This window comes from Rhodopseudomonas faecalis, from assembly GCF_003217325.1.
GTDB classification, from domain to species: Bacteria; Pseudomonadota; Alphaproteobacteria; order Rhizobiales; family Xanthobacteraceae; genus Rhodopseudomonas; species Rhodopseudomonas faecalis.
Map to the genome: position 1 here is coordinate 135,804 of NZ_QJTI01000002.1, position 24,644 is coordinate 160,447.

A 24,644-nucleotide genomic window follows, 5' to 3' on the forward strand; every position below is an offset into this window, starting at 1 on the left:
CTAATTCGGAGATGGCGGCGGCAGCCGCTCGATGCCCGCGGTGGACAAGTCCGCGAGTGCGGCGCGCGCCGTGCGTCCGGCGATCAGCCGGTCGGGCGCGATCTCCATCAGCGGTACCAGCACAAAGGCACGCTCGAACAGCCGCGGGTGCGGCAATTGCAGATCGCTGCGCTCGATTTCGGCATCCTCGAACGCCAACAGATCGAGGTCGAGCGTGCGCGGCCCCCAGCGGGTTTCGCAGGTGCGATCGCGGCCGAACCGCCGCTCGACCTTGTGCAGCACCTCGAGCAGCGTCAGCGGATTGAGTGGGGTGTCGATCTCGATACAGGCATTGACGAAGCGCGCCTGATCTTCCTGGCCCCAGGGCGGGGTGGCGTAGTCCGAGGAACGGCCTTCGAGCGAGGCCTGCGCCATGCCGCAGATCATCGGGATGGCGCGGGTAAACGTGTCGCGGACATCGCCGACATTGCCGCCCAGCGCGATCAGCGCGCTAGCCATCGGCCTTGGGACGACTGCGGGTCAGGATCACGCCGACATCGTCGAAAATCGCGGCGATCGGCGCGTGCGGCTTGTGCACCGTGACCTTGATGGTGGTGATCTTCGGGAACGCCGCCAGGATCGCGTCAGCGACCGCACCGGCCGCGCGCTCCAGCAGCCGATAATTGACGTGCTTGAACGCTGCGGTCGCGCAATCAACCACGTTGGAATAGGACACGGTGTCGGCAAGCCGATCGGTGCGCGAGGATTCCGACAGGTCGGCGGTTAGTTCGAGATCGATCACGAAGCGCTGGCCGACTTTGCTCTCGTGCTCCATGACGCCATGGCGGGCGTGTACAGACAGGCCGCGAATAAAGATGGTATCGGTCATCAGCGGGCGTCGTCGATCGCGCAAGCGACGCGCAGCGCCTGCACCGTTTCGGCAACGTCGTGCGCGCGGATGATCTGGGCGCCGTGCTGCGCGGCCAGAAGATGCGCGGCAATCGAGCCGCCGAGCCGCTGCTGCGGCTCCGAGGGCGACACCGTGCCGATGAAGCGCTTACGCGAGGCGCCGATCAATAGCGGCAGGCCGAAACGCTGCAGTTCATCGAGCCGCGCCAGCACCGTGATGCTCTGTTCCGGGGTCTTGCCAAAGCCGATGCCCGGATCGAGCACGATCTGCTCCTGCCGGACGCCGGCCTTGGCGGCGATGGTCAGCGAGTGGTCAAAGAACATCGCGATGTCGGCCATGATGTCGATCGCGGGATCTGCGGCATCGCGATTATGCATCACGATCACCGGCACGCCGTAGGACGCCACCACCTCGGCCATCGCCGGGTCGCGCTGCAGGCCCCAGACGTCGTTGGCGATCGCGACCCCGGTATCGAGCGCAAACGCCACCACTTCGGCCTTCATGCTGTCGATCGACACCGGCGTACCGAGCGCCACCACATCGGCCAGCACCGGGCGTAGCCGCGCCATTTCTTCGGCGGCCGAGACCGGCTGCGATCCGTAGGGGCGGGTCGATTCCGCGCCGATATCGATGATGTCGGCGCCGTCGGCGATCAGCTTGGCGGCCTGGGCGCGGGCAGCGTCCGGAGCCAGGAATTTGCCGCCGTCGGAAAAGGAATCCGGGGTGACGTTGAGCACGCCCATCACGGCGGGCACGCGCCGCGTCAGCCATGGTTGCAACAGCGGATGAACCGGCGGCTTGGCCGCCGCGAGCGGGAGCTTGGTTGTGATCATGGGGCTCGCTTTGCGCGGTCCGTGCCGCGGAGTCAAGCCGCCGCGAACGCGCGCGGCTGAAAGTCCCGCCGCCGTTGCTAATAGGTGATTTTCAGCGGCAATTTGCGGGCTTTTTCGATCAGCTCGCTGACCGATTTTTCCGACGGCAGCGCCCGCACCAGCTTCCGCTTATCGTTGGCGTCTTTCATGTTCTGCGCCAGCCGGGCCGGGTTGCGCAGCGTGAATTCGCGCAGCGTGCTGACGCCGGAGGCGCGCAGCAGCAGCGCCTTGGCGCTGCCCATGCCGGGCACGCGCATGTAGTCGGCAATGTTGGCCCATTCGAGCAATTGCTGTTCGCTGATGCCGGTTTTCGCAGCCAGCGCCTTGCGCCCTTTCACGGTCTTGGCGGCGTCCAAAAAGGCATCGGTGGTGCGGATCCCGACCGATTTCAGTTTCGACACGGCATCGGGATCGATGCTGTCGAGTTTGCTGATGGAATATGTCATGGCACTCAAAACTACAAAAATGAAAGGATCAGGTCAGCTTGCTCAGGCCAGGCGTGCCAGCGATGATCTCCTGCATGCCGTCTTCGCCGATCTTGTCGCGGCCATATTTGAACAATTCGCGCGCGATGCTTTGAATCTGCGCCATGCCGAGCCCAAGGCCCATCAGCTTGGCGCCCAGAGCCATCACGCCGCCGCCGAGCAGCTTGCCGAAACCGCTGCGCGGGGCGGCCGGCTCGACGATTTCTGCAGCTCCAGGGATGGAATCGATCAGCGCTTGAACCTTGTCAGTCGGGCCTTCGTTGCGAAGGAAGCCGAGGATCAGGCCAACCGTCCGTGTGGCCACATCTCGCTCGAGGCCGACCTTGCTGGTCAGCCGCTCAATCAACTCGTCCATTACGCCCCCACTTCCGGATATTGTCCGGATCTTTCTTGTGCCCCGATCTTGATCAGCCCCACCATGAAATACAAGCGATCCGCACAATAGCGCAACGATTCGGCGGCGATCGCTTTTCAAGTGTTGCAGCAATGCAAGAGCAAAGGTGCAGCGTTGCTCTTTTTTCGTAGGATTACGCGGCTGCACAATGCGTCACAACCTGCATGCAACTGGGTCCGAATGCCGCCCATGGCGGCGCCGATCCCAGTTTTGATCGGCGCTTTACTCTATTAGAATAGAGTCCCAGCAAACTGTTCTAGGTCCGGAGATGCGAGACGATGGCGACCAGCGGTGATGGCATCGCAGACAGCAAAGACAAGATCTTTATCGGCAAGGAACAGCAGGCCGCATGGCTGACGCTGGCGCTGGCCAATCGGCACGGCCTGGTCACCGGCGCCACCGGCACCGGCAAGACCGTGACGCTGCAGGTGATGGCCGAGGGCTTTGCGCGCGCCGGCGTGCCGGTGTTTGCCGCCGACATCAAGGGCGATCTGTCCGGCATTGCCGAGGCCGGCACGCCCAATGACGCGCTGATCAAGCGCGCCAAGGACATGGGGCTGAAATTGCAGCCCGACCAGTTCACGACGGTATTTTGGGACGTGTTCGGCGAGCAGGGCCATCCGGTGCGCGCCACGGTCTCGGAGATGGGGCCGCTGTTGCTGTCGCGGATGCTCGATCTCAACGACGTGCAGGAGGGCGTGCTCAACGTCGCGTTCCGGGTCGCCGATGACAATGGCATGCCGCTGGTCGATATGAAGGACCTGCGCGCGATGCTCGATGCCATCGCGCCGATCGCGCAGAAAGTGGCCGAGCATGGCGACGTCAATGCCGACATCCGGCAGGCGGCGCAGGCGCTCGGCAATGTCACCAAGCAGACTGTCGGCACCATTCAGCGGCAATTGCTGGTGCTGGAAAACCAGGGCGGCGAGAAGTTTTTTGGCGAGCCGGCGCTGCTGTTGCAGGACATGCTGCGCACCGACGCCGAGGGTCGCGGCATCGTCAATATCCTGGCCGCCGACAAGCTGATGAATAATCCGCGGCTGTACGCCACCTTCCTGCTGTGGATGCTGTCGGAGCTGTTCGAGGAGCTGCCCGAGGTCGGCGATGTCGAGAAGCCGAAGCTGGTGTTCTTCTTTGACGAGGCCCATCTGTTGTTCAACGACGCGCCAAAGTCGCTGCTCGACAAGATCGAGCAGGTGGTGCGGCTGATCCGCTCCAAGGGCGTCGGCGTCTATTTCATCACCCAGAACCCGATCGACGTGCCGGACCGCGTGCTGGCCCAGCTCGGCAATCGCGTGCAGCACGCGCTACGCGCCTTCACGCCGCGCGATCAGCGCGCCGTCACCGCCGCGGCTGAAACTTTTAGGCCCAATCCCAAGCTCGATACCGCCAAGGTGATCACCGAGCTGGGCAAGGGCGAAGCGCTGGTGTCGTTCCTGGAAGGCAACGGCACCCCGGCGATGGTGGAGCGGGTGCTGATCCGGCCGCCGACCGCGCGGATCGGGCCGGTGACCGCCGAGGAGCGCAAGGCGATCCTGGCGGCCAGCCCGCTCAAGGGCAAATACGAGGCCGCGATCGATTCCGAATCCGCCTATGAGATGCTGCGCAGCCGGATCGACGGCAAAGCGAGCGGCGAGGGCGGGGCGGCCGAAGGCGGCCTGCTCGGCCAGCTCGGCGCGATCGTCGCCACCGTGTTCGGCACCAACACGCCGCGCGGCAAGCTCAGCACCGGCCAGGTGGTGGCGCGCAATGTCGCGCGCACCGTCACCGACAAGGTGATTGGCGGCATTGCGGCCGATCTTGGCAAGTCAGTGGGCGGCTCGCTCGGTGGTTCGGTCGGCCGTTCGATCGTGCGTGGCACGCTCGGCGGGCTATTGCGGCGTTGAGGCACGGCATGGCCGCGTCGATGTGCACACGACAGTTTTGATTTGATGCCGGTCGCGGCGCTATGCTGGTTGCGGTTCTGATGGAATCAGAGCCGCAATGCTCCATTGTTGTTCTGATGCGTTTTCTCGAAGCGAACCGGCCGTCACTGCGTTCGACGACGCGAGATTGACACGCGAGCATGTTGATACGCGATCCTATTGAATCTGGAGCTCATCCGAACCGGCGAGGGAAGTCATGGCCAATACGTCAAACCTGCAAGCGGTCCTTGACCAGGTGGATGCCGGTCTGGATCAGAGCCTGGAGCGGCTGTTTGCACTGCTGCGGATCAAGTCGATTTCCGCGGACCCAGCGTTTGCCGGCGACTGCCAGGCCGCGGCGGACCATCTCGCGGTCGATATCACGTCGCTGGGCTTTGATGCCGAGGTGCGGCCGACCGGCGGCCATCCCGCGGTGATCGCCAAGGCGCGCGGCAATCGCGGCGACCGGCCGCACGCGCTGTTTTACGGCCATTACGATGTGCAGCCGGTCGATCCGCTCAGCCTGTGGCATCGCCCGCCATTCGAGCCGGTGCTCACCGATCACGCCGATGGCCGCAAGATCATCGTGGCACGCGGCGCGCAGGACGACAAAGGCCAGCTCTCGACCTTCATTGAAGCGTGCCGCGCCTGGCGCGATGTCACCGGCGAGCTGCCGATCGACGTCTCGATCGTGATCGAAGGCGAGGAGGAGGTCGGCTCCAAGCATTTCGTGCCGTTCCTGCAGCAGCACAAGGACGATCTCGCCGCCGATTTCGCGCTGGTGTGCGATACCAGCATGTGGGACGGCAACACGCCGGCGATCACCACCTCGCTGCGCGGCCTGGTCTATGAGGAAGTGAAGATCAAGGCCGCCAATCGCGATCTGCATTCCGGCATCTATGGCGGCGCCGCGCAGAACCCGATCCGGGTGCTGACGCGCATTCTCGGCGGTCTGCACAATGACAGCGGTCACATCACCATTCCCGGCTTCTATGACGGCGTGCAGGAAGTGCCGCCGGAGGTGCTGGCGCAGTGGAAGGCGCTGAATCTGACGCCTGACCTGTTTCTCAAGCCGGTCGGCTTGTCGCGGCCGGCGGGTGAGGCCGACCGGCTGTTGATCGAACAGATCTCGTCGCGGCCGACCTGCGACATCAATGGCATCGTCGGCGGCTACACCGGCGAAGGCTCGAAAACCGTGATCCCCGCCGAAGCGTCCGCCAAGGTGTCGTTCCGTTTGGTCGAAGGCCAGGACCCGGCGCAGGTTCGCGACGCCTTCCGCGCGTTCGTGACCTCGCGGCTGCCGGAGGATTGTTCGGCGGAGTTTTTGGAGCACTCCAACGCGCCGGGCATCGCGCTCGATTGGAGCATGAAGCCGCTCGCCGCGGCGAAGCGCGCGCTGACCGAGGAGTGGGGCAAGGAGGCGGTGCTGATCGGCTCCGGCGCGTCGATTCCGATCGTCGCCGATTTCAAGCGCGTGCTGGGCGTTGATACCCTGCTCGTTGGCTTTGGCCTCGACGACGACAACATTCATTCGCCGAATGAGAAGTACGACCTGCGCAGCTTCCACAAGGGCATCCGCTCCTGGGTGCGGGTGATGCACGCGCTGGCGGAGATGCCGTTTTGAACGCGGCGCTGACGCCAAGGGCCTGACGCAAAAACGCCGCCCGGAATTGGACGGCGTTTCATTCCAGAAAGCGTAGAGGGTGTATGCCGCAAGGCTACGCCGAAGCTATGCGTTCTGCAATCGGGCTAAACACCGGGCAGGGGATCGGGCCAGGGTAGGCCCGCCGTGGTGCGTGTTCGCGTGGGGGCTGGGGACGCGGCCGGACCGCGCGCCAGAGCGAATTCCTGAATGGCAACAAGCCGAATATGACGATACAATGGCTGTGGAACGCCAAAACGCGGCGGTGGGGTGGTAGATGGTTTTGCTGATGTCGGCCGGGATCGGCCTGATACTGATTGGACTGGCTGCGATCGGGTATGGGATTCCGGTCAAGGAGTTCAGCTTCGGCAACACCTTGATCATCACCGGCACGATCGCGGTGGCAACCGGCACGATCATGCTCGGGCTGCGCGCCGCCGTCACCGAATTGATCGCCGCTCTCAAGGGCCACGCGCCGGCCACTGATGCTTTGCCGAAGCAGGCTCCGGCCGCCACGCGCGAGCCGAACTGGTCGCGTCCGGTGGTGCAGATGCCGCCGCGTGCCGAGCCTGCGGCGGCCGAGCCGCCGCGCCATGATACCGGCCGTCATGATCTCGGCGAACTGAGCGGCGAACCGGCTCCGATGGCGCCGCCGGCCGAACCCGCGTTCAATGATCGTGAGATGCCGCCCTGGCAGAAGGATGCGGCGCGGGAGCGCGAGCGCGCCCGGCAGCGCGTGATGGCTCCCGAACCGCCGCCGTCCGCTGCGCCGCCGGACGCGGCCCCGCTTGAACCGGCCCCGCCGGACAGCGCCAGCGATGCCGCAGTGGCGGCTGCTGCTGCCGAGGCGGAGGCCGAAGCCGGCCGGCAGCGTCGTAACCTGCTGTTCCACTCGACCCGGCGCGAGCGGCAGCGCAGCCGCAGTGCCGATGCGCTGGGCGGCGAGCAGGGATCGCTGCTCGACGATCTTCGGCGCAGTGCCTTCGATGAAGCCTGGCCGGAGCCGGAACGGGCCCGCGGCGATCAGCTGCGCCGGCGCGCCAGCGAATCGTCGATCGCCGAGGACCGGCCGGCGAGCGCCGAATCGGCGGCTGCCCCGACCCCCGACGCCACGGCAACGCCCGCGCCTGCGGCCGAGCCGACGGCTGAAACCTCCGACCAGCCAGAAAAGGTCACGCTGCTCAAAAGTGGCGAAGTCGATGGCATGGCCTATTCACTGTATTCGGATGGTTCAATGGAGGCGCAGATGCCCGAAGGGCTGATGCGCTTTGCGTCAATTGAGGAATTGCGTTCTTATCTCGATCAGCGCAGTTGATGTCAGCGACCTGTCAGGACGTACAATTTACATTTGAGTGTCGGAATCGCTGCTCGGTTATTGTCACGCCGTACGCAATCCGCCAATAATCGTTGTACGCAAGCGCTGTTGCGACATGCTTGAATTCTCGGGGTGTTGCGGCGGTGGCTGATCGTGGCGGGCGATCATGCGATCCCGTCCTCCATCCGAGCACACTCAAAAAAATGACCGAAAGTGCGGGCAAATCCTTCATCGACCTGACCGCGAGCATTGTCGCGGCCTATGTCAGCAACAATCCCACCCCGGCGAACGAGCTTCCGGGTCTGATCAACCAGATCCACGCAGCGCTGATGCGCATCTCTGCGGGGCGCGCCGAGCCGCCACCCGAGCCCGCCAAGCCCGCGGTTTCGCTGAAAAAGTCGGTGACCTCTGACTACATCGTCTGTCTGGAAGACGGTAAACGCTTCAAATCGCTGAAGCGCCATCTGCGCACCCAGTACAACATGACCCCGGAACAATACCGCGAGAAGTGGGGGCTGCCGCCAGATTACCCGATGGTGGCGCCGAATTACGCGGTGGCACGCTCCCAGCTCGCCAAGAAGATGGGGCTCGGCCAGCAGCGCAAGCGCCGCACCAAATAGAGCGGCGGGCTGCCTCTCGGCGCTTCAGGAAAATAATCCGCAAAAGACGGTCTTTCAGGTTGCCAGTTGTGTGGGGCTATGGGATTATAATCCCATAGAGAGGTGCCCCATGCGACTGGTTGACCGTGATCTGCCTGTTGGTTTCGTGCCTTGCTGGTTTTGCGCGGCGTTGCCCGGTTCGGTTTCGCCGCGCGCTGTTTCGTCGTGCCTTCAAGACGGAGGCGGGCGATGACCAAGACCCGCCGTGCCGCCGCTGCCACCGGCCCGCAGCCTGAGATCGACCGGTTCCGGGCTCAGCATCTGCAATGCTCCACCCAGCGCCTCGCCGGTGAAACCGGCGCCGAGCAGGTCACCATTGACGATGGCGAGAGCCCGCTGGCCTGGTTGGCGCGCCGCAAGGGGCGGGACGGGGCGGCGATGATCAGCCAGACCCAGTTCATCGCCGGCGAACGGCTGCGTGCCGACTTTACCCGCGCGCAGATGATGCCGCGCGTCACCTCCAGTTGGGAGGCGCCGACCGGACGGCGGCGCGGCGCCAGTTTTGGCGGCCACATCGCCGATACCGTGATCGCCGCGCGGCAGAGCGTGCGCGCCGCGCTCGATGCCTGCGGTCCGGAGTTTGCCGGCCTGCTGCTTGATGTCTGCTGCTTCTTGCGGGGGCTTGAGGAGGTCGAGCGCAACCGCGGCTGGCCGAGCCGGTCGGCGAAAATCGTGCTGCAACTGGCGCTCGATCGGCTGGCGCGGCACTATGGTCTCAGTGACCGTGCCGTTGGCCGGATCGATCCGCGGCTGCGGTCGTGGTGGGCGGACGATGCGGTGCCGCGCGTCGACTAGCGTCTGGCGATCAGGCGGCGCTCAGGTCGCCGCCAGCGCCTCGCGGGCGTCGTTGCGGATGCGTTCGACCATCGAGCGCAGCCCGTTGGAGCGCTGCGGCGTCAGATGTTCCTTGAAGCCGAACTCGTCGAACACCGCGATCGGATCGATCGCGAGAATATCCTGCGGGGTACGGCCCGACACCAGCGCCAGCAAGATCGCGATCAGACCGCGCACGATATGGGCGTCGCTGTCGCCGAGATAGTTGAGCCGCGGCGTGCCGTCGGCATCATGGGTCACGCTGCGCAGCAGCCAGACCTGGCTGGCGCAGCCACTCACTTTGTTCTCGGAGGTGTGATCGGCTTCCGGCAACGGCGCCAGCATGCGGCCGAGCTCGATCACATAACGGTAGCGATCGTCCCAGTCGTCGAGCAGGGCGAAATTGTCTCTGATCTCGTCAATCGTCATCACGGCCCATTCCCCGGTTCCGCCATCCCAGGGAACGCGTCGGCAATGGCGTCGGCGGGTGGCGAGACCCCGACAGATATATTGGTTCGTAGCGCCCTGAAAGCGATAATCGCGCATCCGTCGCTGAAACCAACGTCGCAACCACAAGCCGCTCAAACAACCGGCGCAGAAACAAAAGGCGCAGAAATCATCACCGTCGCGCGGAATAGCCGCATTCAAGGGCTGCGCGTAGTCTGTGCAAGCTGCCTGCGCTTGCGGCTCAGTTCGCGGGTGTGCTGTCCGGTACGCTGATCTGCGGCACCTGTGTAGTTGCCGCTGACAGCCGCCATTCCACGTCGAGATCTCCAGGCTCTAGCGTATCGTGCGGTGCAGTTCCCCCCTCAGGTGATTCCGACGGATCGTCGCCGATCGAACTGGTATGATCGTTCGGCTTCTTGTCGGTGATCATCTGATAGAGCTTGCGTGCGCCATCAGTGGCGCGTTGCCCGATCATGCTGGCGGCCTGGCCGCCGACCTCGCACGCGGCCGGCTGCCGCTTGCAGAATTGACTCATGTCAGATACCGCGGCGCTTGCTGCGGACACAGCATCAGCAGCACCGATCTGCGGCATCTTTTCGGATTCCGGCGTCTTCTCGCGCGGTAACAGGACGAGAACCAGCCCGAGCCAGAACGCCATGCGGAGCAGGAACATCATCACGCGACCCCGTCGTCTCGATTGACCCCCGTTGCGACATTTGTACTCGCAATCGGATCACGGGTAGCAATGGTCGATAAATATGAGGTGAGCGAGTTGCTTCAAATTTGATGCAACTCACCTTGCCCCTCGCGTGGATCGATTCGACGTAAATTTTCCATTGATTTGCGTGCGATTTAATTCAAGCCCGATGATTAGTGACTTCTTGGAAACCATGGTGCGGTTTGGAAACCGCTCGTTCACCATGTCGACCTTGCGAACTGTGCAGGCACAGCACCGGGGGCTGGCTATCTATGGACCTTAGGTTTCGCTTAATTTCACTCTGACAGTTTGGCGCAAACGATAAGGGAGCGTTACGGCGCGTCCTTGTCAGAGCAAGCCAAAGCGTCAATCAACGTGACCGTATCAAGCATCATTCGCGATTGTCTGGACACGCTGCTGCATCCCTCAGCGCGTCGCGATGCGCTTGCGCGCGCGCATCACCGGGCGTTCATCGCGCCGCGGCTGCTCGGCTCGCTCACCGCGCTGGCGGCGTTTCCGGTCTATCTGGCGCTGCATGGCGCGCCGACCGGGCTGGAAGTGGTCGGTTTCGCCTGGCTGACCGCGCCAATCCTATTGTCCTATTTCCTGTCGCGCACCGGTCGCTACGAAGCCGCCAACATGCTGTCGTCGCTGGCGCTGGCTGGGCTGGTGCTGCTGGTCGCGATCAACACCGGCGGCATCGCGTCATTCGCGGCGATCTGGCTGGTGGTGATCCCGCTCGAGGCGGCGCTGTCGGCGTCGCGGCGCGTGGTGGCGTTTGCCTCCGCGCTCGCGATCGGCAGCGCGCTGCTGCTGGTTGGGCTGACCCATTTCGATACGCTGCCGCCGTCGCAGGCCGCTGGTGTATCTACCAGCGTGCTGATGGCGGGCGGCGTCTTGTCGGCGCTGCTCTATGGCTGCGGCCTGGCCTATTGCGCCGAAGTGCTCGGCCGCACCAGCGTCGCGCTGCTCAATGCCGAGGAACAACGCTACCGGCTGCTGGCCTGCAATATGAGCGATGTGATCTCGTGCCACAGCCGCGACGGCGCCGTGCAGTTCATCTCGCCCGCGGTGGAAGCGATGATCGGCACGCCGGCGCGGCAGTTGCTCGGTCATGGTCTGTTTGATCGCGTGCATGTCATCGATCGTCCGGCGTTTCTAACCGCGCTGTCCGATGCCGGCCGCGGCGGTGAAGCGCGCAGCGTCGAGTTCCGGCTGCGCCGCGAACTGCCTTATGAAGAACGTCTCGGCACTGGCGAATTCATCTGGGTGGAACTGCGCTGCCGGCCGATGGCGGCGGGTGCGGCGGGGTCCGCCAGCAGCGACGTGGTTGCGGTGATGCGCGATATCACCGCGCGCAAGCAGCAGGAGCAGGCGCTGGAACAAGCGCGCGCAGAAGCCGAGCGCGCCGACGCCACGCGCAGCCGGTTCCTTGCCACGGTCAGCCATGAACTGCGCACGCCGCTCAACGCCATTATCGGCTTTTCGGAAATGATCGTGCGCGACGAAGAGCTGGTGCTCGATGCCGCGCGCCGCCGCGAATACGCGCAGCTGATCCATGATTCCGGCCAGCATCTGTTGTCGGTGGTGAACGGCATCCTCGACATGTCGAAGATGGAGGCCGGCAATTTCGAAATCGAGCCGGAACCGTTTGCGCCGCGCCCGGCGCTGGTCAATTGCTGCGATCTGCTGGCGCTGAAGGCCCGCGAAGCCGGCATCGATCTGGTGGCGCGCGCGCCCGACGATCTGCCCGACGTCGATGGCGATCCGCGCGCCTTCAAGCAGATTCTGATCAATCTGGTGTCGAACGCCATCAAGTTCACCGAGCGCGGTGGCAGCGTGACGGTGTCGGCCGCGGTCGAAGGGCCGTATCTCGCGCTGCGCGTCACTGACACCGGCGTCGGCATCGCCGCAGATGATCTCAAGCGCATCGGCGATCCGTTCTTCCAGGCCGGCAAGACCTATCAGCGCCGCCATGAAGGCACCGGGCTTGGGCTGTCGATCGTGAAGACGCTGGTGGCGCTGCATGGCGGCACCATTTCGTTGGCCAGCAAGCTGGACGAGGGCACCACGGTCACCGTGCTGCTGCCGCTCACCGCCAAGGGCGCACGCGCCTCGAGCAAGATCGCGACCATCGGTCCGGCGTCGTCGGCGCCGACCGAGATCCGCAACCAACCATTTCAGGTGAAGAAGAGTGCCTAAAAAGTCCGTTCGTCAGAAGCCGGGTTCGTCAGGAGCGCGCGCGGTAGCGCTGGAGCCTGATGATGAGCGCGGCCTGGCGATGCGGCTGCTGATGAACCATCCCAAGGATGTCATCGCCGCGATGTTCGCTGCGGCGGCGGCGATCGCGATCATCAGCAATGCGCTGTTGATGCAGGCTGGCCGTCATCCGTCGCCGATGTTCGGCGCCGCGCCGCCGCCCCCGGCGGCGGTGCAGGCCACAGCGGCGGCGGTTGGCGTGCTGCCGCGGCCACGGCCGTCCGAAGCGACGCAGCGCCTCGCTGAGCCCCGGGTCGGCGAATTGAAGCCGCTCGAGCCGCGCGCGCTCGATGGCCGGGCGCCGGAGCCGCGCAGCGCTGATCTGTTTGCCAATAGCCCGACCAAGGTCACCGCCGCAGCGCCTGCGCCCGTCGCGGCGCCGGTTGCCGCGCAGCCGCGGCCGCCGGCCCCGGTGCCGGTCAGCACCCGCAGCGATCCGCTCGGCGATCTGATCGACTCTTCGCGCCGGATCGCAGCAGTGCAGCGCGCGCTGACCGATTATGGCTATGGCCAGCTCAAGGCGACCGGCGTCGCCGGCAGCGACACCCAGGCCGCCATTCAGCGCTTTGAGCGCGATCGCCGCATGCCGGTCACCGGTCAGGTCTCTGATCGGCTCGTCAAGGAATTGTCGGCGATGACCGGCCGCCCGATCGATTAGTCGCGCGCGCCCGAGGTTTTGTCATGCGATTGAAGAGCAGCATCTGGGTGGCGGCCTATCTGCGCCGCTGCCAGACCGAAGGAGTGTTCGGCGCGATCCGGCGCCGCGGCGCCGAGGAAGCAGGGGCGGTGCTGATCAAGGTGGCGCTGCTCGATGGCACGGCCATGCTCTATATGCCGGCGCCGCAGACCGTCTATGATGATGAGCGGCCGTTCGAGCGGGTGTTTGTCGCCGCGACGCCGCAGCCGGTGGAGGAGGCGGCCGTTGAACAACGGCTCGCCAAGGAAACCGGCTTCGATCCCGATGTCTGGATTGTCGAACTGGAAGACCGCGCCGGGCGGCATTTTCTCGATCTGGCGAAGTAATACCAACGGCAATTGATACCAACCACTCCGCACGTCATGGCCGGGCTTCGTCCCGGCCATCCACGTCTTTGATCTTGCAGCGCTTCCAAGACGTGGATACCCGCGACAAGCGCGGGCATGACGTGTCAATGGTAGGAGCCGCTGGTATAAATAGCTGCTATCGTACAGCGCGCGAAAACGCTCAGCCCTGGCTCGCGGTGCGGCCCGGTTGCGCGGCCGGCGCTGCCGGACGTAGCGGCGTGGCGACTGAACCACCGCGCGCGCGCTGCCGCTCGTCATTGTACAGCGTCGGGCGATATTTGGCGCGGGTGACCGCGACCGCGGTGCCGCGCCAAGCGGCCAGCATGATCAGCGCGGCGCGCTCGCTCAGCACATCATAGAGTCGCGACAGCCGATAGACGCGATCGACCGAGCTGCCGAGCGTCGGATCGAGGAACATCAGCACCCGCTCGAACACCGGCCCCGGCATGCCGAGCGCCTTCACCGCGCAGGCCATCGGCTCACCGCCTTCGTCCTTCACCACCTTCTCGGCAACGCTGAACGGCAAGATCAGCACTTCGGACAATTCGCGGGCGAAATTCTCGGCATCGACCGCATAGGCCGCCATTTCCAGCGCCTGCACCGCAAGCTCGGCGCGCGGACCGTAAATACGCGCCGCCGGCCGCAGCGGCGTCTCGGCGAGGTTTTGCAGGATCTGGGCGCGCTCGCGCGGTCCGGCCGCAAAGAACATGTCGTTGATCTGCGCCGCGTCTTCCGGCTGCATGGTCAAGGTCGCCGAGACCCGGAGCTGCGCCTCGCTCGGCGGGCGCTGCGGTGCCGGCGCGCTCGCGGCCGGCGCGATCGGCTCAGCCAGCGGCAAGGTTTCGGGATCGGGCTGGCGCAGACCGAGCTTGTAGGCGATCGGCAGCGGCGTATTCGGATAGATCGACAGCCGGGCGCGCACCGCGGCGCGGGTGCAGTCGTCGACCTGATCGATCAGCCGGCTGGCGAGCTCGACATATTGCCGTTCTTCGTCGGTGGTGTGCAGGCGGGTCTGGACATAGAGATCGGTCAGCACGCGCAGCAGCGTCGGACGAATATCGACGCCTTCGCGGCGCGATAGCGTCAGCAGCCCATCAAGGCCGGGAATCTGCGGTGAAGCGATCATGTCAGCGGGACGCGCGAACCTGTACAATTCGATTCAAACTAGAGTTCTTGATTTAACAGCGCGTTAAGATTGACGCGAAGTAACTCTTTGATCTCATTGGTAACGTTTCCCCAGGATGCGCTGCTATCGCGCGGCCTGGCGGTTTGCCGGGCGGGAAGCTGGGGATTTGGAAACGACGAGGTCATCAATCGTCAGATTAAGAGCCTCGGCAATCTTGCCCATGGTTGGTATGTCGGCGCTCTTTCGCCGGGCCTCGATCGCCGCAAGCTCGCTTTGCGCCAGGCCGGTACGCTGCGCCAGCGTAGCCTGGGTGAGCCCGGCCCGTTGCCGGTAGAACGCCAGCGGCGTTGTCGCCGCCAGCAGCTCGTCCAGCTCCGCGCTGGTGAGGAGCTGTTCGTCCCCGCTGGTGATGCGCGTCATCACGCGGCGGGCGATCGCGATGTCGGCTGTGTCCTCGCTGTCCGCTTCGTTGGGTGTAACAGGCATGGCGCTGGTCCTTATTCATAAAGCTCACCGCAAAGGAGCCAGCCTCGGCGGACAAACAACGGCGCATTGCTGCAATCGGCCTTCGCAATGGCGTAGGTAAACGCCTCGTTAACGGCAACCTTTCGTAAACTGGCCGGCAAGCACGATGTGCGGCGTCAGGGCGGCCGCTTCTATGGCCGCGCGGCCACACTTAGCATGCTCGTTCCAGCTCCCCGTCATTGAACGAGGGGAGGTTTAACATCTCATTAACCATGCCTGCTCTTAATGACTAAGCGCCGGCTCTTGGGCGCGGGGAAAATCGAGATGGGCACGGTCATTGCATTTCCAGCATACGCGGTGGGACGGCTCGATGGGCGTCTGGCGCCAGCTCCGCGCCAGATTGAAGCAACGGTGCTGATCCTGCCGGTGATCCGGATTGAACGGCATCGCGACGGCAGCGACGGTAACGGTCCGAAAGAGGGCGCGGCAGCGGGACGACGGCGGCGGCGCCGGGCGCGCTCCTGATCGGACGGAGGCAATGGCGCAGCGAAGTTTGACGCGGTGGGGTATCGCGTTCCGTCTGTCATCGGTGGCAACGCTGTGTATCCTGACGGCCGGTTGCAGCGGCGGCGATTTCGGCCGCACCCGCGCCGATATGCTCAATGACGATATGCATCGCTGGGTCGGCGCGGAAGCGACCGGCAGCGTCGGCATTTTCCCATCCAATTATCAGCTCACCGAATATGAGCGCGCGCTGCGCGACTTCGCCTATCCCTTGATCGAACCGCCGCATTCGCGGCCGGCCTGGAAAAGCGTGTTCGGCGATTATCAAGTGATCGCATCGCCCTGGCGCCAGAAGGTGACGTTCGATCGCACCGCCTATGGCCGGCTGCTGATCGACGAGCCGCACCGCGCCCACACCTCGCGCTACGCGCAGTTGATGGATGACGTGCGCAACGACATGACGCAGTTCGAAACCTTCCGTTACACCGCGATGAAGGTGCTGGCGCTCGATCAGAAGCGCAACGCCTCGCTGCGCTATGTCTCGGAACTATCGCCGCGCGAGCGTGCCGATGCGGTCGCGCGCATGGAAGAAAACACGCTGATCATGCAGTGGGTGCAGCAATGCCTGCATCGCCGCGTGGCGTCCTATCGCTGGGCACTGGAACGGCTGGTGCTGCATGGGCCGGACAATATGGCCGCCGATGCCGATCGCCTGATCGGCGGGCTGGAAGCAATGGCCGGCAAGGACGATCTGGCGCCGTCGGGCCGCGGCGTCGCGCTCAGCGTGCGCGGCTGAGCGGCGAGCCGCTCAGCGTTTGCCGGGCTCGCTCTGCACCTTGCAGGTCGCAGCCGCCAGCGATGCCTTGGCCTGCACCATCAAGCCGGGTTCGGCGGCGAGCGCTTTCAGCAGGATCAGCCCGGTGGTGCTCGGGGAATCGATGATCAGCCGGTCGGCCGAGGTGACGTCTTCCTCGTCCGGCAGTTCGGCGTGCTGATCCTCGGTCATCAGATCGAGTTCGATCACGCGCCGGCCGGCGGAGCGATCGTTGATCGCGTAATAAGCGAGCCCGCTGCGGGTATAGAACGACACCGAAGTATAGGCTTGGCTGACCGGCACGGTCAGCTTGATCGGTCCCGACGACAGATCATAGCGGCACACCGCAAGCGCGAACGCCGGATCGAGGAACGGCATCGGCGCTTCGCTCGGGCTGACCTGCGGCAGCGCCGTCACCGCGTTGAGCGCGCTGATCGGTTCGAGGCGGGAATAGGCGTCTTTGCTGGCAATGCGCGGCAGCGCCAGCACGCTGACCAGATGCACGATCAGCCCCAGCACCACGCCGCCGATCAGAATGAACAGGGTGCGGATCATGGGCAGCCCACCGTGGTGATCGCCGGCATCGGCGCGTCGCGTTGTGTCCTGGTGGCGACGCCGACCGGCGTATCATAGAGCCGCAGCGCCAGCGTGTAGCGCTCAACGCCGCCCGTGGGCAGCCAGTTGCCGGCGCGGGCGCGCGCCGCGATCTTGATCTCGAACGCTCCGTCGGCGCGGCGCACGATTTCCTGGCTGGTGAAGCCGTAGCGGTTCATCGAATTGGCGACCAGATAGCCGCGGGTGTCATAAAGCGTCAGCGTCCAGAACCGCGCCGCCGGCGTCACGCCGCTAACCGTCACGTCGCAGCGGCCATCGAGCGGGCGCTTGGCGTCGTCGGTGCCGGCCGAGAAGGTGATGCCATCGCCGGTGCCGATCGGCAGCTCGCCGCTGCGTGCGATCACCGCGCGCGCATAGGGATCGATATCGGCGGTGCCGATCCGCGGCCGCGCGGTCCAGGCGCCGATCGTCAGGGTGTTGAGATCGATGCCGCGGGTGGCGGTGACCCAGGTGATGCCGACGCCGAGCGTGGCGGCGATGATCAGCGCGATCAGAAGCGAGAGGATGAGGCGCACGTGACTAGCGTTCCTTGTCGGATCTGCACCGCTCAGTTCCGGCGCGGTGGCGCAGGCGGCTCACCGCCCGACATCGACGCAAAACTGTCCGGGAACGCCACCGGATTGGCCGACAGCGGCTTGATGGGATCGCCCGGCAGCCGGCCGAGCGTCTTGCCGGCCTCGTCGAGCGCCTTTTCGATGCGCACCAGGATTTCGGCGCCGCGCCGCGTCAGGATCGGCGGCGGACCCTGGCGCTGATCGGTGGCTTTGGAGGCGACATTGGCAGCGGCGCTCTGCGCCTGCGGCTGCTTCTTGCCGGTGTCGATGCCGGGAATCTCCCGAACCTCCACGCCCTGATGCGCGGCCACCATGATGTCGTGCCAGGTCTGCGCCGGCAGCGAGCCGCCGGTCATGCGGTTGGTGGGCGAATAGTCGTCATTGCCGTACCACACCGCGCAGCTGTAATTGCCGGTATAGCCGACGAACCAGGCGTCGCGATACGCATTGGTGGTGCCGGTCTTGCCCGCGGTCGGAATGCCGTCGATCGCCGCGCGGCGCGCGGTGCCTTCGCTGACCACGTGGCTCATCATCTCCGCCATGTCGGCGGCCACCGAGGCCGGGATCGCCTGGCGCGGCTGCGGGCCGTCGCGGTCCCAGCGCCAGACCAGATCGCCGGCGCCGGTGCGCACTTCCAGCACCGCATGCGGCGTCACCGCGCGGCCCTTGTTGGGGAAGGTGACATAGGCGACGGCATGTTCCAGCACCGTCACTTCGGTCGAGCCGATCGGCAGCGACGGCGTATCGGTCAGCGGCGCCTTGATGCCGAATTTGCGCGCCACTTCCACGATCTTGGCGCGTCCGGCCTTCGGGCCGCCTTTGCCGCCGATCGCGATCGAAATCTTGACCGGCACCACGTTGATCGAGCGGGTGATGGCCTGGGTCAGCGTCACCGAGCCGGAATAAGAATGGCCATAGTTCTGCGGGCACCAATTGCCGATGCACACCGGGCCGTCGACGATGGTCGTGGTCGGCTTATAGCCGTTCAGCAGCGCGGCGGTGTACACATAAGGCTTGAACGACGAGCCCGGCTGCCGATAGGCATCGACCGCGCGGTTGAACTGGCTCGAGCCATAGTCGCGGCCGCCGACCATGGCGCGCACGCCGCCATCCATGTCGGACACCACGGTCGCGGCCTGGGTGGCGTGATAGTCACGGCCGAACTGCCGGAGCTGGTTTTCGATCGCGGTCTCGGCGGCGCGCTGCACATTCATGTCGATCGTGGTGCGCACCACGAACACGCGCTCCGAATAGGATTTCGGAAAAGTGTCGACCAGCCGACGCATCTCGTCAAAAGCCCAGTCGAGGAAATAGTTCGGCGAGTTTTCGTCGCGGCGGTCGACCGCGATCGCCGGATTGCGGCGGGCACCGAACACCTGGCCCTCGGTCATGAAGCCGGCTTCGACCAGATTATCGAGCACCACGTTGGCGCGGGCGCGCGCCGCCGGCAGGTTGATGTGCGGGGCGTATTTGGTCGGCGCCTTGAACAGCCCGGCCAGCATCGCCGCTTCCGCCAGCGTGACGTCGCGCGCGCTCTTGTTGAAGTAGAAATGCGCGGCGCCGTCGACGCCGAACGTGCCGCCGCCCATATAGGCGCGATCGAGATAGAGCTTGAGAATTTCGTTCTTGGTCAGCCGCGTTTCCAGCCAGATTGCCAGAAACGCCTCGTTGACCTTGCGCTCGATGGTGCGCTCGTTCGACAGGAACAGGTTTTTGGCGAGCTGCTGGGTGATCGAGGAACCACCCTGGCGCACGCCGCCAGCCTGGGCATTGGTGACCAGCGCGCGGAACGTGCCGGCGATGTCGATGCCAAAATGGTCGTAGAAGCGCCGGTCTTCGGTGGCGAGCGTCGCCTTGATCAGATTGTCGGGAAAGTCCTCGAGCGGGATCGAGTCGTTATGCTTGATGCCGCGGCTGCCGATCGGGCTGCCGTAGCGATCGAGGAACGTCACCGCGAGGTCGCTTTTCTTCAGCCAGTCTTCGTCGGCGGTTTCGCGGAACGCCGATTGCGCCAGCGTCAGCAGCAGGATCAGCCCGCACAGGCCGAGCGTGGCGGCTTCCGACAGCGGCTCGATGAACACCCAGCGCTTCCAGCGGCCGACGTAAAACCGGTCCATGAACACCGAGAAGCGCTCATAGCCCTCGCGCAGCCCGGCGAATGAGCGGAACACCGACGAGTTCAGGCGCGCGTCGAGATCCAGCATCCGGTGCCGGATCTTGGTTATCCAATCGGGGGGCAGGATGTGGCGCACCGGAGCCCTGGCAGTTGCAATCCATCGGGCGCCAAGCCGCGCCGGAAGAACGTTGTGCTGAAATGTTGCGGCAAACCCAAGGCCATCCAAGCCCCGGGAGACTCAGATGCTCTTGTACCCGACCAAGGCGATTAAACCAATGCTGCCTCAAGGAGTTTTGCGCTTGGCGCGCGTGCGAGCGCGGGCGTTTCGGCGACATTGGCTTGCGCCAGCGGCGGCGCTGCGCCTAGAACCGCTGCTTCCGCAGGTTCGACCTCAAGGCTCGGCATGACAGCAGCGCGCAAACGGCCTTCGCCACAGGAAGGTTTCTTCTGGAAAACCAAGACATTGGAACAGATGTCGGCGGCGGAGTGGGAAAGCCTGTGCGACGGCTGCGCCCGCTGCTGCCTGGAAAAGCTGGAATGCGAAGACACCGGGCGGATCTATTTCACCCATATCGCCTGCCGGCTGCTCGATCCTGACGGTTGCGGTTGCAAGGATTATGCGAACCGCACCGACAAGCTCGCCGATTGCGTGCGTCTCACCCCGGACAATGTCCGCACCCTGAGCTGGCTGCCGCCGAGCTGCGCCTACAAGCTGGTGGCCGAAGGGCGCGACCTGTACTGGTGGCATCCGCTGGTGTCCGGCGATCCGGGCACCGTGCACGAGGCGGGCGTTTCGGTGCGCGGCCGGGTCGAGGGCCAGGAAGGCGAGATCAGCGTCGAGGAGCTGGAAGACCACATCGTGTCGTGGCCGGCGCTGCTGCCGCGACAGGCCAAACTGAAGAAGCGGCCAGCCTGAGGCCGGTGTCGGCAATGCCGTTTACGGGCTGTTGACGCTGAGGCTCAACGCTCCTGCAACAAATCGCCAATACCGTACTATGATGCGGGCAAGGGTTTTTCCGCAGTTCATCACAGGAGCAACGTGTGCCCCGTCTGCTGTCTGAATTTCTGATCGATGAATCCGGCGCGACGTCGATCGAATACGCCATCATCGCGGTGGGACTGAGCATCGTCATCCTGACAGCGGTGCAACTGGTCGGCACCAACCTCAGCAAGCACTATGAGGCGCTCGCGACCGCGACCACGGCCAAGTAGTTAACCGAGGTTGAGAGGCGTCATGAGAATCCCCGGCAATCCGCAGCCGGAATGTTAGCGGGTCTCGGCCCATACCATGGCGACACTCATTGAATGCGGGGGCGCCATGAGCAGCTTCGAGACGACGCACGAAACACTGTCCACCCAAGGCCCAATGCGGCAGTTGCTGGCGACCGTGACCGCGCTGATCGCGGTCGGCATGGTGCTGGCGCCCGCTCTGGGCTTCGTGCTGCTGCTGGTCGAATAGCGCCGCACGATCCCGGTTCGCGCGTGGCCGCGACCGGGCTTAAGGTTTGATCCGCCGCCGCGAGGCATCGAAATTTCAGCGGGCCGCTCCTCACCTGAGGGGCGGCCCGTTTGGCTTTGCGCGGTCAGCGCCAGGCAGGCACCGCTCCCCCATCGCCGCTTGGCGATCGCAAAATGGCGTAACGTCGGTCAGTCTCTTGGCGCCAGCACCGGCTTGCCGGGCGACCTTGCCTGCGTCGCTGTGAGCCGCGCGGCGATTAGTTGGCTGATCGTTCTCTTCGCCGTGTTTTTCTGGCCTGTTTCCTGATGCTGAGCATCGTGGTTGGCGGCGGACTTTGGTTTGCGACCTCGAAGATGGCGCAGATCGACGAGACCTATTCCGAGATGCTGGAAAAGGACGTGCAGGGCATGAAGGCCGGTCTACGGGCCAACCAGCGTATCTTTAATTTTGGTCGGTTGGCTTGGCTTATTATCGCCGAGACCGAGATGGCCGATATGCAGCGCACCAGCCTGGAAGTGGCGGGCAATGCCAAGGACTTCCACGATCAGATCAACAAAGCGAAGGAACGTCTGCCGAGATTTGCTGCGGATTTCGATCAGGCCGCGCGGACGTTCGATGAGATCATGAGGCAGGAATACCCGCCGCTCGAGGCGAGATCGTGCACACCGTGTCGTCGGCGTCGACCGAGCTGGAAGCGTCAGCGCAGACGTTGACCAAGACCTCCGAACGCTCGCAGCAGCAGACGGCCACCGTGGCTGCGGCCTCGGAAGAAGCCTCCACCAATGTGCAGTCGGTGGCGTCGGCGACGGAGGAAATGGCGTCCTCGATCTCCGAGATCAGCCGTCAGGTGCAGGAGTCGGCGCGCATTGCCACTGAGGCGGTGGAGCAGGCCCGTGCCACCAATGCCAGCGTCGGCGAGCTGACCAGCGCGGCCAGCCGGATTGGCGACGTGGTCGAGTTGATCAACACCATCGCCGGCCAGACCAACCTGTTGGCGCTGAACGCCACCATCGAAGCGGCGCGGGCCGGCGAAGCGGGGCGTGGCTTTGCGGTGGTCGCCAGCGAGGTCAAGGCGCTGGCGGAGCAGACCGCCAGGGCCACCGGCGAGATCAGCCAGCAGATCGTCGGCATCCAGGCAGCCACCAATGACTCGGTGCAGGCGATCCGCGTGATCGGCGAGACCATCGCCCGGATGTCGGAGATTTCCTCGACCATCGCTTCGGCGGTGGAAGAGCAGGGGGCTGCGACCCAGGAAATCTCGCGCAACGTGCAGCAGGCCGCAGCCGGAACGCATCAGGTGTCGTCGAACATTGTCGAGGTGCAGCACGGCGTCACCGAGACTGGCTCGGCCTCGACCCAGGTGCTGTCGGCCGCGCAGTCGCTGTCGCAGGACAGCAGCCGGCTGAAGGACGAAGTCAGCCGCTTCCTTGATACGGTGCGTGCCGCGTAGTCCGTTGCCGCGCTGCGGGATAACCAAAGGCCTGCCCTTCGGGGCGGGCCTTTTAATTGTTCAGGACAGTGGCTGCGGTCGCAGCGGCGGCTGCCGCTCGTCACCTGACAAGTTAGTCGATGAAATCACCAAATCCATCATCGGTGGTTTCTGCGTAGATCATTCGTACAAATACGAGTATTGCAGAAAATACTGGCAGGCAGATTTTGTGTGGCGGACAAAGATGTCGCTAACTTGTTCTTATATTCAATCGATTAGTACTTTTACAGATTATCGATCGTAGTCAGGGAGAACGGAATGTCGGCCAGGACGGTGCGTTTGCCGAAACTGACAATTGCACGACGGATTTATCTACTGATCGCGGTCGGCTTTACCGGTTTGCTGGCCAACGTGGTCCTGGACTCCCGCGAGCTCGGCAGCGCGCTCAAGCATCAGAAGCAGATGGAGCTGCAGCATCTCGGCGAGATCGCGGTCGCGATCGCCAAGGATGAATTTACCGGCAGTCAGAAGGGCGATTTGTCCGCGGCCGATGCGCAGAAGCGCGCGCTGGCACGGATCGCGGCGCTGCGCTACGGCAACAACGACTATTTCTTTGTCAATGACATGAACAATGTCACCTTGATGAATCCGATGGCGCCGCAGCTCAACGGCAAGAACATGGCGGCGCTGAAGGATCCCACCGGCAAGGCGTTCATCGCGGAGATGACCGCACTCGTGCAGCGCAGCGGTTCGGGCTTTGTCGATTATCAATGGACCAAGCCGGGGGCGAGCGCGCCGTCGCCCAAGCTGTCCCATGTGGTCGGGTTTGCGCCGTGGGGCTGGGTGATCGGCACCGGCGTCTATATTGACGATCTCGATGCCCAGCTTGCGGTCTCGACCCAGCATTCGCTGCTGGTGGTGGCGGCGGTGACGCTGCTGACCCTGCTGATCTCGACGCTGGTGGCGCGCTCGATCACCAAGCCGCTGCACCGGGTCACCAGCACCATGAAGGTGATCGCCGAGGGCAGGATCGACACCGAGGTGCCGGGCATCGGCCGCAGCGACGAGATCGGCGAGATCGCCAGCGCGGTCGAAGTGTTCAAGAACAACGCTGCCGCCCGGCAACGGCTGGAAGCGGAACAGCATGAGCAGGAAGCGCGCTCCGCCGCGCAGCGCCGTGCCGACACCATGAAGCTCGCCAATGACTTCGACAGCGCGATCGGTCGCATCATCGAGGCGCTGTCGTCGGCCGCGAGCGAGTTGGAAGGCTCGGCGACCACGCTGACCTCGACGGCGGCGCGTTCGCAGGATCGTGCCACCGTGGTGGCCGGCGCCTCGGAAGAAGCCTCCTCCAATGTGCAATCAGTGGCGTCCGCCACGGAAGAGATGACGTCGTCGGTGCAGGAGATCAGCCGGCAGGTGCAGGACTCGGCGCGCATTGCCAATGAGGCGGTCGAGCAGGCCCGGCAGACCAATTCCAGCGTCAGTGAACTCGCCGGTGCGGCGTCGCGGATCGGCGATGTGGTCGAGTTGATCAACACCATCGCCGGCCAGACCAACCTGTTGGCGCTGAACGCCACCATCGAAGCGGCGCGTGCCGGCGAGGCGGGGCGCGGCTTTGCCGTGGTCGCCAACGAGGTCAAGGCGCTGGCGGAGCAGACCGCCAAGGCCACCGACGAGATCAGTCAGCAGATCGCCGGCATTCAAGCGGCGACCCGGCAATCGGTGTCGGCGATCCGCGGCATTGGCGAGACCATCACGCGCATGTCGGACATCTCTTCGACCATCGCCTCGGCGGTCGAGCAGCAGGGCGCCGCGACCCGGGAGATTTCGCGCAATGTGCAACAGGCGGCGCATGGCACGCGCGAGGTCTCGATCAATATTGTCGAGGTGCAGCGCAACGCCACGGAGACCGGCAGCGCCTCGGCGCATGTGCTCACCGCCGCGCGCTCGCTGTCTCAGGATAGCCGCCGTTTGAAAGACGAAGTCAGTCGTTTCCTGGACACGGTCAGGGCGGCTTAACCCAGCCGGTCATCCCAGCGCAGCGGCCTGCCGGCAATGGCGGGCCGTTGGTGTTTTCGGTCGTTCGCGATTCGAGAAGGCGTCAGTGTGCCGCCATCGCGCAAAATCCGGCTGTCTCAC

27 protein-coding genes and 1 pseudogene are annotated in these 24,644 nt (G+C 64.6%); 16 read left to right on the plus strand and 12 right to left on the minus strand.

Features of this window, described 5'->3' with window-relative positions; all coding sequences use genetic code 11:
- From folK to BJ122_RS02345, 5 genes are all read right to left on the minus strand, one after another.
- Positions 1-498, minus strand: a complete 498-nt coding sequence (gene folK, locus BJ122_RS02325) for a 2-amino-4-hydroxy-6-hydroxymethyldihydropteridine diphosphokinase (RefSeq protein WP_110779556.1) — start codon at positions 496-498, stop codon at positions 1-3.
- Entirely contained in the window at positions 491-868 is a 378-nt protein-coding gene (gene folB, locus BJ122_RS02330) for a dihydroneopterin aldolase (RefSeq protein ID WP_110779557.1), read from the minus strand. Before folB ends, folK begins: the two co-directional genes overlap by 8 nt.
- On the minus strand, positions 868-1,722 hold the full coding sequence (folP, locus tag BJ122_RS02335) for a dihydropteroate synthase (protein WP_110779558.1): 855 nt from the start codon (positions 1,720-1,722) through the stop codon (positions 868-870). The genes folB and folP overlap by 1 nt, the downstream gene beginning before the upstream one ends.
- Positions 1,723-1,799: 77 nt before the next feature.
- On the minus strand, positions 1,800-2,207 hold the full coding sequence (locus BJ122_RS02340) for a DUF4332 domain-containing protein (RefSeq protein ID WP_027277885.1): 408 nt from the start codon (positions 2,205-2,207) through the stop codon (positions 1,800-1,802).
- A 28-nt stretch (positions 2,208-2,235) separates the two neighbouring features.
- Entirely contained in the window at positions 2,236-2,601 is a 366-nt protein-coding gene (locus tag BJ122_RS02345) for a DUF2267 domain-containing protein (RefSeq protein ID WP_110779559.1), read from the minus strand.
- Positions 2,602-2,918: 317 nt separating this feature from the next.
- On the opposite strand from BJ122_RS02345, the gene BJ122_RS02350 reads away from it, so the two are divergent.
- The 5 genes from BJ122_RS02350 (at position 2,919) to BJ122_RS02370 (ending at position 8,955) form a co-directional block, all read left to right on the plus strand.
- Positions 2,919-4,526, plus strand: a complete 1,608-nt coding sequence (locus tag BJ122_RS02350; RefSeq protein WP_110779560.1) for a helicase HerA-like domain-containing protein — start codon at positions 2,919-2,921, stop codon at positions 4,524-4,526.
- A gap of 235 nt (positions 4,527-4,761) precedes the next feature.
- Positions 4,762-6,168: a M20/M25/M40 family metallo-hydrolase gene (locus tag BJ122_RS02355; protein WP_110779561.1), complete on the plus strand. Its 1,407-nt coding sequence runs from the start codon at positions 4,762-4,764 to the stop codon at positions 6,166-6,168.
- Positions 6,169-6,475: 307 nt separating this feature from the next.
- A complete protein-coding gene (locus BJ122_RS02360; protein WP_245407578.1) occupies positions 6,476-7,501 on the plus strand; it encodes a hypothetical protein in 1,026 nt (341 codons plus the stop codon).
- 203 nt (positions 7,502-7,704) lie between these two features.
- Complete coding sequence (locus BJ122_RS02365) at positions 7,705-8,121, plus strand: Ros/MucR family transcriptional regulator (RefSeq protein WP_110779563.1); 417 nt, start codon at positions 7,705-7,707, stop codon at positions 8,119-8,121.
- A 228-nt stretch (positions 8,122-8,349) separates the two neighbouring features.
- Positions 8,350-8,955, plus strand: coding sequence for a DUF6456 domain-containing protein (locus BJ122_RS02370; RefSeq protein WP_110779564.1), 606 nt, complete (start codon positions 8,350-8,352; stop codon positions 8,953-8,955).
- Between the two features lie 21 nt (positions 8,956-8,976).
- Here the strand turns inward: BJ122_RS02370 and BJ122_RS02375 are convergent, their stop codons facing one another.
- Together BJ122_RS02375 and BJ122_RS02380 are read right to left on the minus strand one after the other, a co-directional pair.
- Complete coding sequence (locus BJ122_RS02375) at positions 8,977-9,402, minus strand: SufE family protein (protein ID WP_110779565.1); 426 nt, start codon at positions 9,400-9,402, stop codon at positions 8,977-8,979.
- Between the two features lie 259 nt (positions 9,403-9,661).
- The gene (locus BJ122_RS02380) at positions 9,662-10,096 is read right to left on the minus strand and encodes a DUF5330 domain-containing protein (RefSeq protein ID WP_110779566.1); all 435 of its coding nucleotides are present in this window, start codon (positions 10,094-10,096) and stop codon (positions 9,662-9,664) included.
- Positions 10,097-10,492: 396 nt separating this feature from the next.
- Between BJ122_RS02380 and BJ122_RS02385 the strand changes: the two genes are divergently transcribed.
- Genes BJ122_RS02385 through BJ122_RS02395 form a run of 3 tightly spaced genes read left to right on the plus strand, consistent with a single transcriptional unit; the run spans position 10,493 to position 13,399 of the window.
- Positions 10,493-12,319, plus strand: coding sequence for a PAS domain-containing sensor histidine kinase (locus BJ122_RS02385; RefSeq protein ID WP_110779762.1), 1,827 nt, complete (start codon positions 10,493-10,495; stop codon positions 12,317-12,319).
- Complete coding sequence (locus BJ122_RS02390) at positions 12,312-13,034, plus strand: peptidoglycan-binding domain-containing protein (protein WP_245407579.1); 723 nt, start codon at positions 12,312-12,314, stop codon at positions 13,032-13,034. Before BJ122_RS02385 ends, BJ122_RS02390 begins: the two co-directional genes overlap by 8 nt.
- Before the next feature lie 23 nt (positions 13,035-13,057).
- The gene (locus BJ122_RS02395) at positions 13,058-13,399 is read left to right on the plus strand and encodes a DUF1491 family protein (protein ID WP_110779568.1); all 342 of its coding nucleotides are present in this window, start codon (positions 13,058-13,060) and stop codon (positions 13,397-13,399) included.
- Positions 13,400-13,580: 181 nt separating this feature from the next.
- On the opposite strand, the gene BJ122_RS02400 is transcribed toward BJ122_RS02395, so the two are convergent.
- Positions 13,581-14,546 carry a DUF2336 domain-containing protein gene (locus BJ122_RS02400; RefSeq protein WP_110779569.1) on the minus strand — a complete coding sequence of 322 codons (966 nt, stop codon included), beginning with the start codon at positions 14,544-14,546 and terminating at the stop codon, positions 13,581-13,583.
- Between the two features lie 123 nt (positions 14,547-14,669).
- Positions 14,670-15,032: a helix-turn-helix transcriptional regulator gene (locus tag BJ122_RS02405; RefSeq protein ID WP_110779570.1), complete on the minus strand. Its 363-nt coding sequence runs from the start codon at positions 15,030-15,032 to the stop codon at positions 14,670-14,672.
- Positions 15,033-15,335: 303 nt separating this feature from the next.
- On the opposite strand from BJ122_RS02405, the gene BJ122_RS02410 reads away from it, so the two are divergent.
- Positions 15,336-15,536: a hypothetical protein gene (locus tag BJ122_RS02410; RefSeq protein WP_110779571.1), complete on the plus strand. Its 201-nt coding sequence runs from the start codon at positions 15,336-15,338 to the stop codon at positions 15,534-15,536.
- Between the two features lie 13 nt (positions 15,537-15,549).
- Positions 15,550-16,311 carry a hypothetical protein gene (locus BJ122_RS02415; protein WP_430694737.1) on the plus strand — a complete coding sequence of 254 codons (762 nt, stop codon included), beginning with the start codon at positions 15,550-15,552 and terminating at the stop codon, positions 16,309-16,311.
- Between the two features lie 12 nt (positions 16,312-16,323).
- Here the strand turns inward: BJ122_RS02415 and BJ122_RS02420 are convergent, their stop codons facing one another.
- From BJ122_RS02420 to BJ122_RS02430, 3 genes are read right to left on the minus strand one after another with little or no spacing between them, the layout of a single operon-like run.
- Positions 16,324-16,884: a DUF1254 domain-containing protein gene (locus BJ122_RS02420; RefSeq protein WP_110779572.1), complete on the minus strand. Its 561-nt coding sequence runs from the start codon at positions 16,882-16,884 to the stop codon at positions 16,324-16,326.
- Positions 16,881-17,459 carry a DUF1214 domain-containing protein gene (locus BJ122_RS02425; protein ID WP_110779573.1) on the minus strand — a complete coding sequence of 193 codons (579 nt, stop codon included), beginning with the start codon at positions 17,457-17,459 and terminating at the stop codon, positions 16,881-16,883. The genes BJ122_RS02420 and BJ122_RS02425 overlap by 4 nt, the downstream gene beginning before the upstream one ends.
- Positions 17,460-17,491: 32 nt before the next feature.
- Entirely contained in the window at positions 17,492-19,750 is a 2,259-nt protein-coding gene (locus BJ122_RS02430; RefSeq protein ID WP_110779574.1) for a transglycosylase domain-containing protein, read from the minus strand.
- Positions 19,751-20,017: 267 nt separating this feature from the next.
- Here BJ122_RS02430 and BJ122_RS02435 point away from each other — a divergent pair, with 267 nt between their 5' ends.
- The 6 genes and pseudogenes from BJ122_RS02435 to BJ122_RS02455 all read left to right on the plus strand — a co-directional run bounded on the left by BJ122_RS02435 (position 20,018) and on the right by BJ122_RS02455 (position 24,524).
- Positions 20,018-20,530 (plus strand): YcgN family cysteine cluster protein, encoded by a 513-nt coding sequence (locus BJ122_RS02435; RefSeq protein WP_110779575.1) that lies wholly within the window; start codon positions 20,018-20,020, stop codon positions 20,528-20,530.
- 125 nt (positions 20,531-20,655) lie between these two features.
- Positions 20,656-20,826: a Flp family type IVb pilin gene (locus BJ122_RS02440; protein WP_080674818.1), complete on the plus strand. Its 171-nt coding sequence runs from the start codon at positions 20,656-20,658 to the stop codon at positions 20,824-20,826.
- Between the two features lie 106 nt (positions 20,827-20,932).
- Entirely contained in the window at positions 20,933-21,073 is a 141-nt protein-coding gene (locus tag BJ122_RS19125; protein WP_181418852.1) for a hypothetical protein, read from the plus strand.
- A gap of 305 nt (positions 21,074-21,378) precedes the next feature.
- Complete coding sequence (locus BJ122_RS19500; protein WP_110779576.1) at positions 21,379-21,786, plus strand: hypothetical protein; 408 nt, start codon at positions 21,379-21,381, stop codon at positions 21,784-21,786.
- Positions 21,717-22,523 (plus strand): annotated as a pseudogene (locus BJ122_RS19505) (methyl-accepting chemotaxis protein); the annotation flags it as partial. The gene BJ122_RS19500 and the pseudogene BJ122_RS19505, both read left to right, overlap by 70 nt.
- Positions 22,524-22,820: 297 nt before the next feature.
- Complete coding sequence (locus BJ122_RS02455) at positions 22,821-24,524, plus strand: methyl-accepting chemotaxis protein (RefSeq protein ID WP_110779577.1); 1,704 nt, start codon at positions 22,821-22,823, stop codon at positions 24,522-24,524.
- Positions 24,525-24,644: the final 120 nt, after the last annotated feature.

Bases quoted from the DNA above. Each gene is read 5' to 3' on its own strand.
- folK (WP_110779556.1), bottom strand. From the start codon at position 498: ATGGCTAGCGCGCTGATCGCGCTGGGCGGCAATGTCGGCGATGTCCGC.
- folB (WP_110779557.1), bottom strand. From the start codon at position 868: ATGACCGATACCATCTTTATTCGCGGCCTGTCTGTACACGCCCGCCAT.
- folP (WP_110779558.1), bottom strand. From the start codon at position 1,722: ATGATCACAACCAAGCTCCCGCTCGCGGCGGCCAAGCCGCCGGTTCAT.
- BJ122_RS02340 (WP_027277885.1), bottom strand. From the start codon at position 2,207: ATGACATATTCCATCAGCAAACTCGACAGCATCGATCCCGATGCCGTG.
- BJ122_RS02345 (WP_110779559.1), bottom strand. From the start codon at position 2,601: ATGGACGAGTTGATTGAGCGGCTGACCAGCAAGGTCGGCCTCGAGCGA.
- BJ122_RS02350 (WP_110779560.1), top strand. From the start codon at position 2,919: ATGGCGACCAGCGGTGATGGCATCGCAGACAGCAAAGACAAGATCTTT.
- BJ122_RS02355 (WP_110779561.1), top strand. From the start codon at position 4,762: ATGGCCAATACGTCAAACCTGCAAGCGGTCCTTGACCAGGTGGATGCC.
- BJ122_RS02360 (WP_245407578.1), top strand. From the start codon at position 6,476: ATGTCGGCCGGGATCGGCCTGATACTGATTGGACTGGCTGCGATCGGG.
- BJ122_RS02365 (WP_110779563.1), top strand. From the start codon at position 7,705: ATGACCGAAAGTGCGGGCAAATCCTTCATCGACCTGACCGCGAGCATT.
- BJ122_RS02370 (WP_110779564.1), top strand. From the start codon at position 8,350: ATGACCAAGACCCGCCGTGCCGCCGCTGCCACCGGCCCGCAGCCTGAG.
- BJ122_RS02375 (WP_110779565.1), bottom strand. From the start codon at position 9,402: ATGACGATTGACGAGATCAGAGACAATTTCGCCCTGCTCGACGACTGG.
- BJ122_RS02380 (WP_110779566.1), bottom strand. From the start codon at position 10,096: ATGATGTTCCTGCTCCGCATGGCGTTCTGGCTCGGGCTGGTTCTCGTC.
- BJ122_RS02395 (WP_110779568.1), top strand. From the start codon at position 13,058: ATGCGATTGAAGAGCAGCATCTGGGTGGCGGCCTATCTGCGCCGCTGC.
- BJ122_RS02400 (WP_110779569.1), bottom strand. From the start codon at position 14,546: ATGATCGCTTCACCGCAGATTCCCGGCCTTGATGGGCTGCTGACGCTA.
- BJ122_RS02405 (WP_110779570.1), bottom strand. From the start codon at position 15,032: ATGCCTGTTACACCCAACGAAGCGGACAGCGAGGACACAGCCGACATC.
- BJ122_RS02410 (WP_110779571.1), top strand. From the start codon at position 15,336: ATGGGCACGGTCATTGCATTTCCAGCATACGCGGTGGGACGGCTCGAT.
- BJ122_RS02415 (WP_430694737.1), top strand. From the start codon at position 15,550: ATGGCGCAGCGAAGTTTGACGCGGTGGGGTATCGCGTTCCGTCTGTCA.
- BJ122_RS02420 (WP_110779572.1), bottom strand. From the start codon at position 16,884: ATGATCCGCACCCTGTTCATTCTGATCGGCGGCGTGGTGCTGGGGCTG.
- BJ122_RS02435 (WP_110779575.1), top strand. From the start codon at position 20,018: ATGACAGCAGCGCGCAAACGGCCTTCGCCACAGGAAGGTTTCTTCTGG.
- BJ122_RS19125 (WP_181418852.1), top strand. From the start codon at position 20,933: ATGAGCAGCTTCGAGACGACGCACGAAACACTGTCCACCCAAGGCCCA.
- BJ122_RS19500 (WP_110779576.1), top strand. From the start codon at position 21,379: ATGCTGAGCATCGTGGTTGGCGGCGGACTTTGGTTTGCGACCTCGAAG.
- BJ122_RS02455 (WP_110779577.1), top strand. From the start codon at position 22,821: ATGTCGGCCAGGACGGTGCGTTTGCCGAAACTGACAATTGCACGACGG.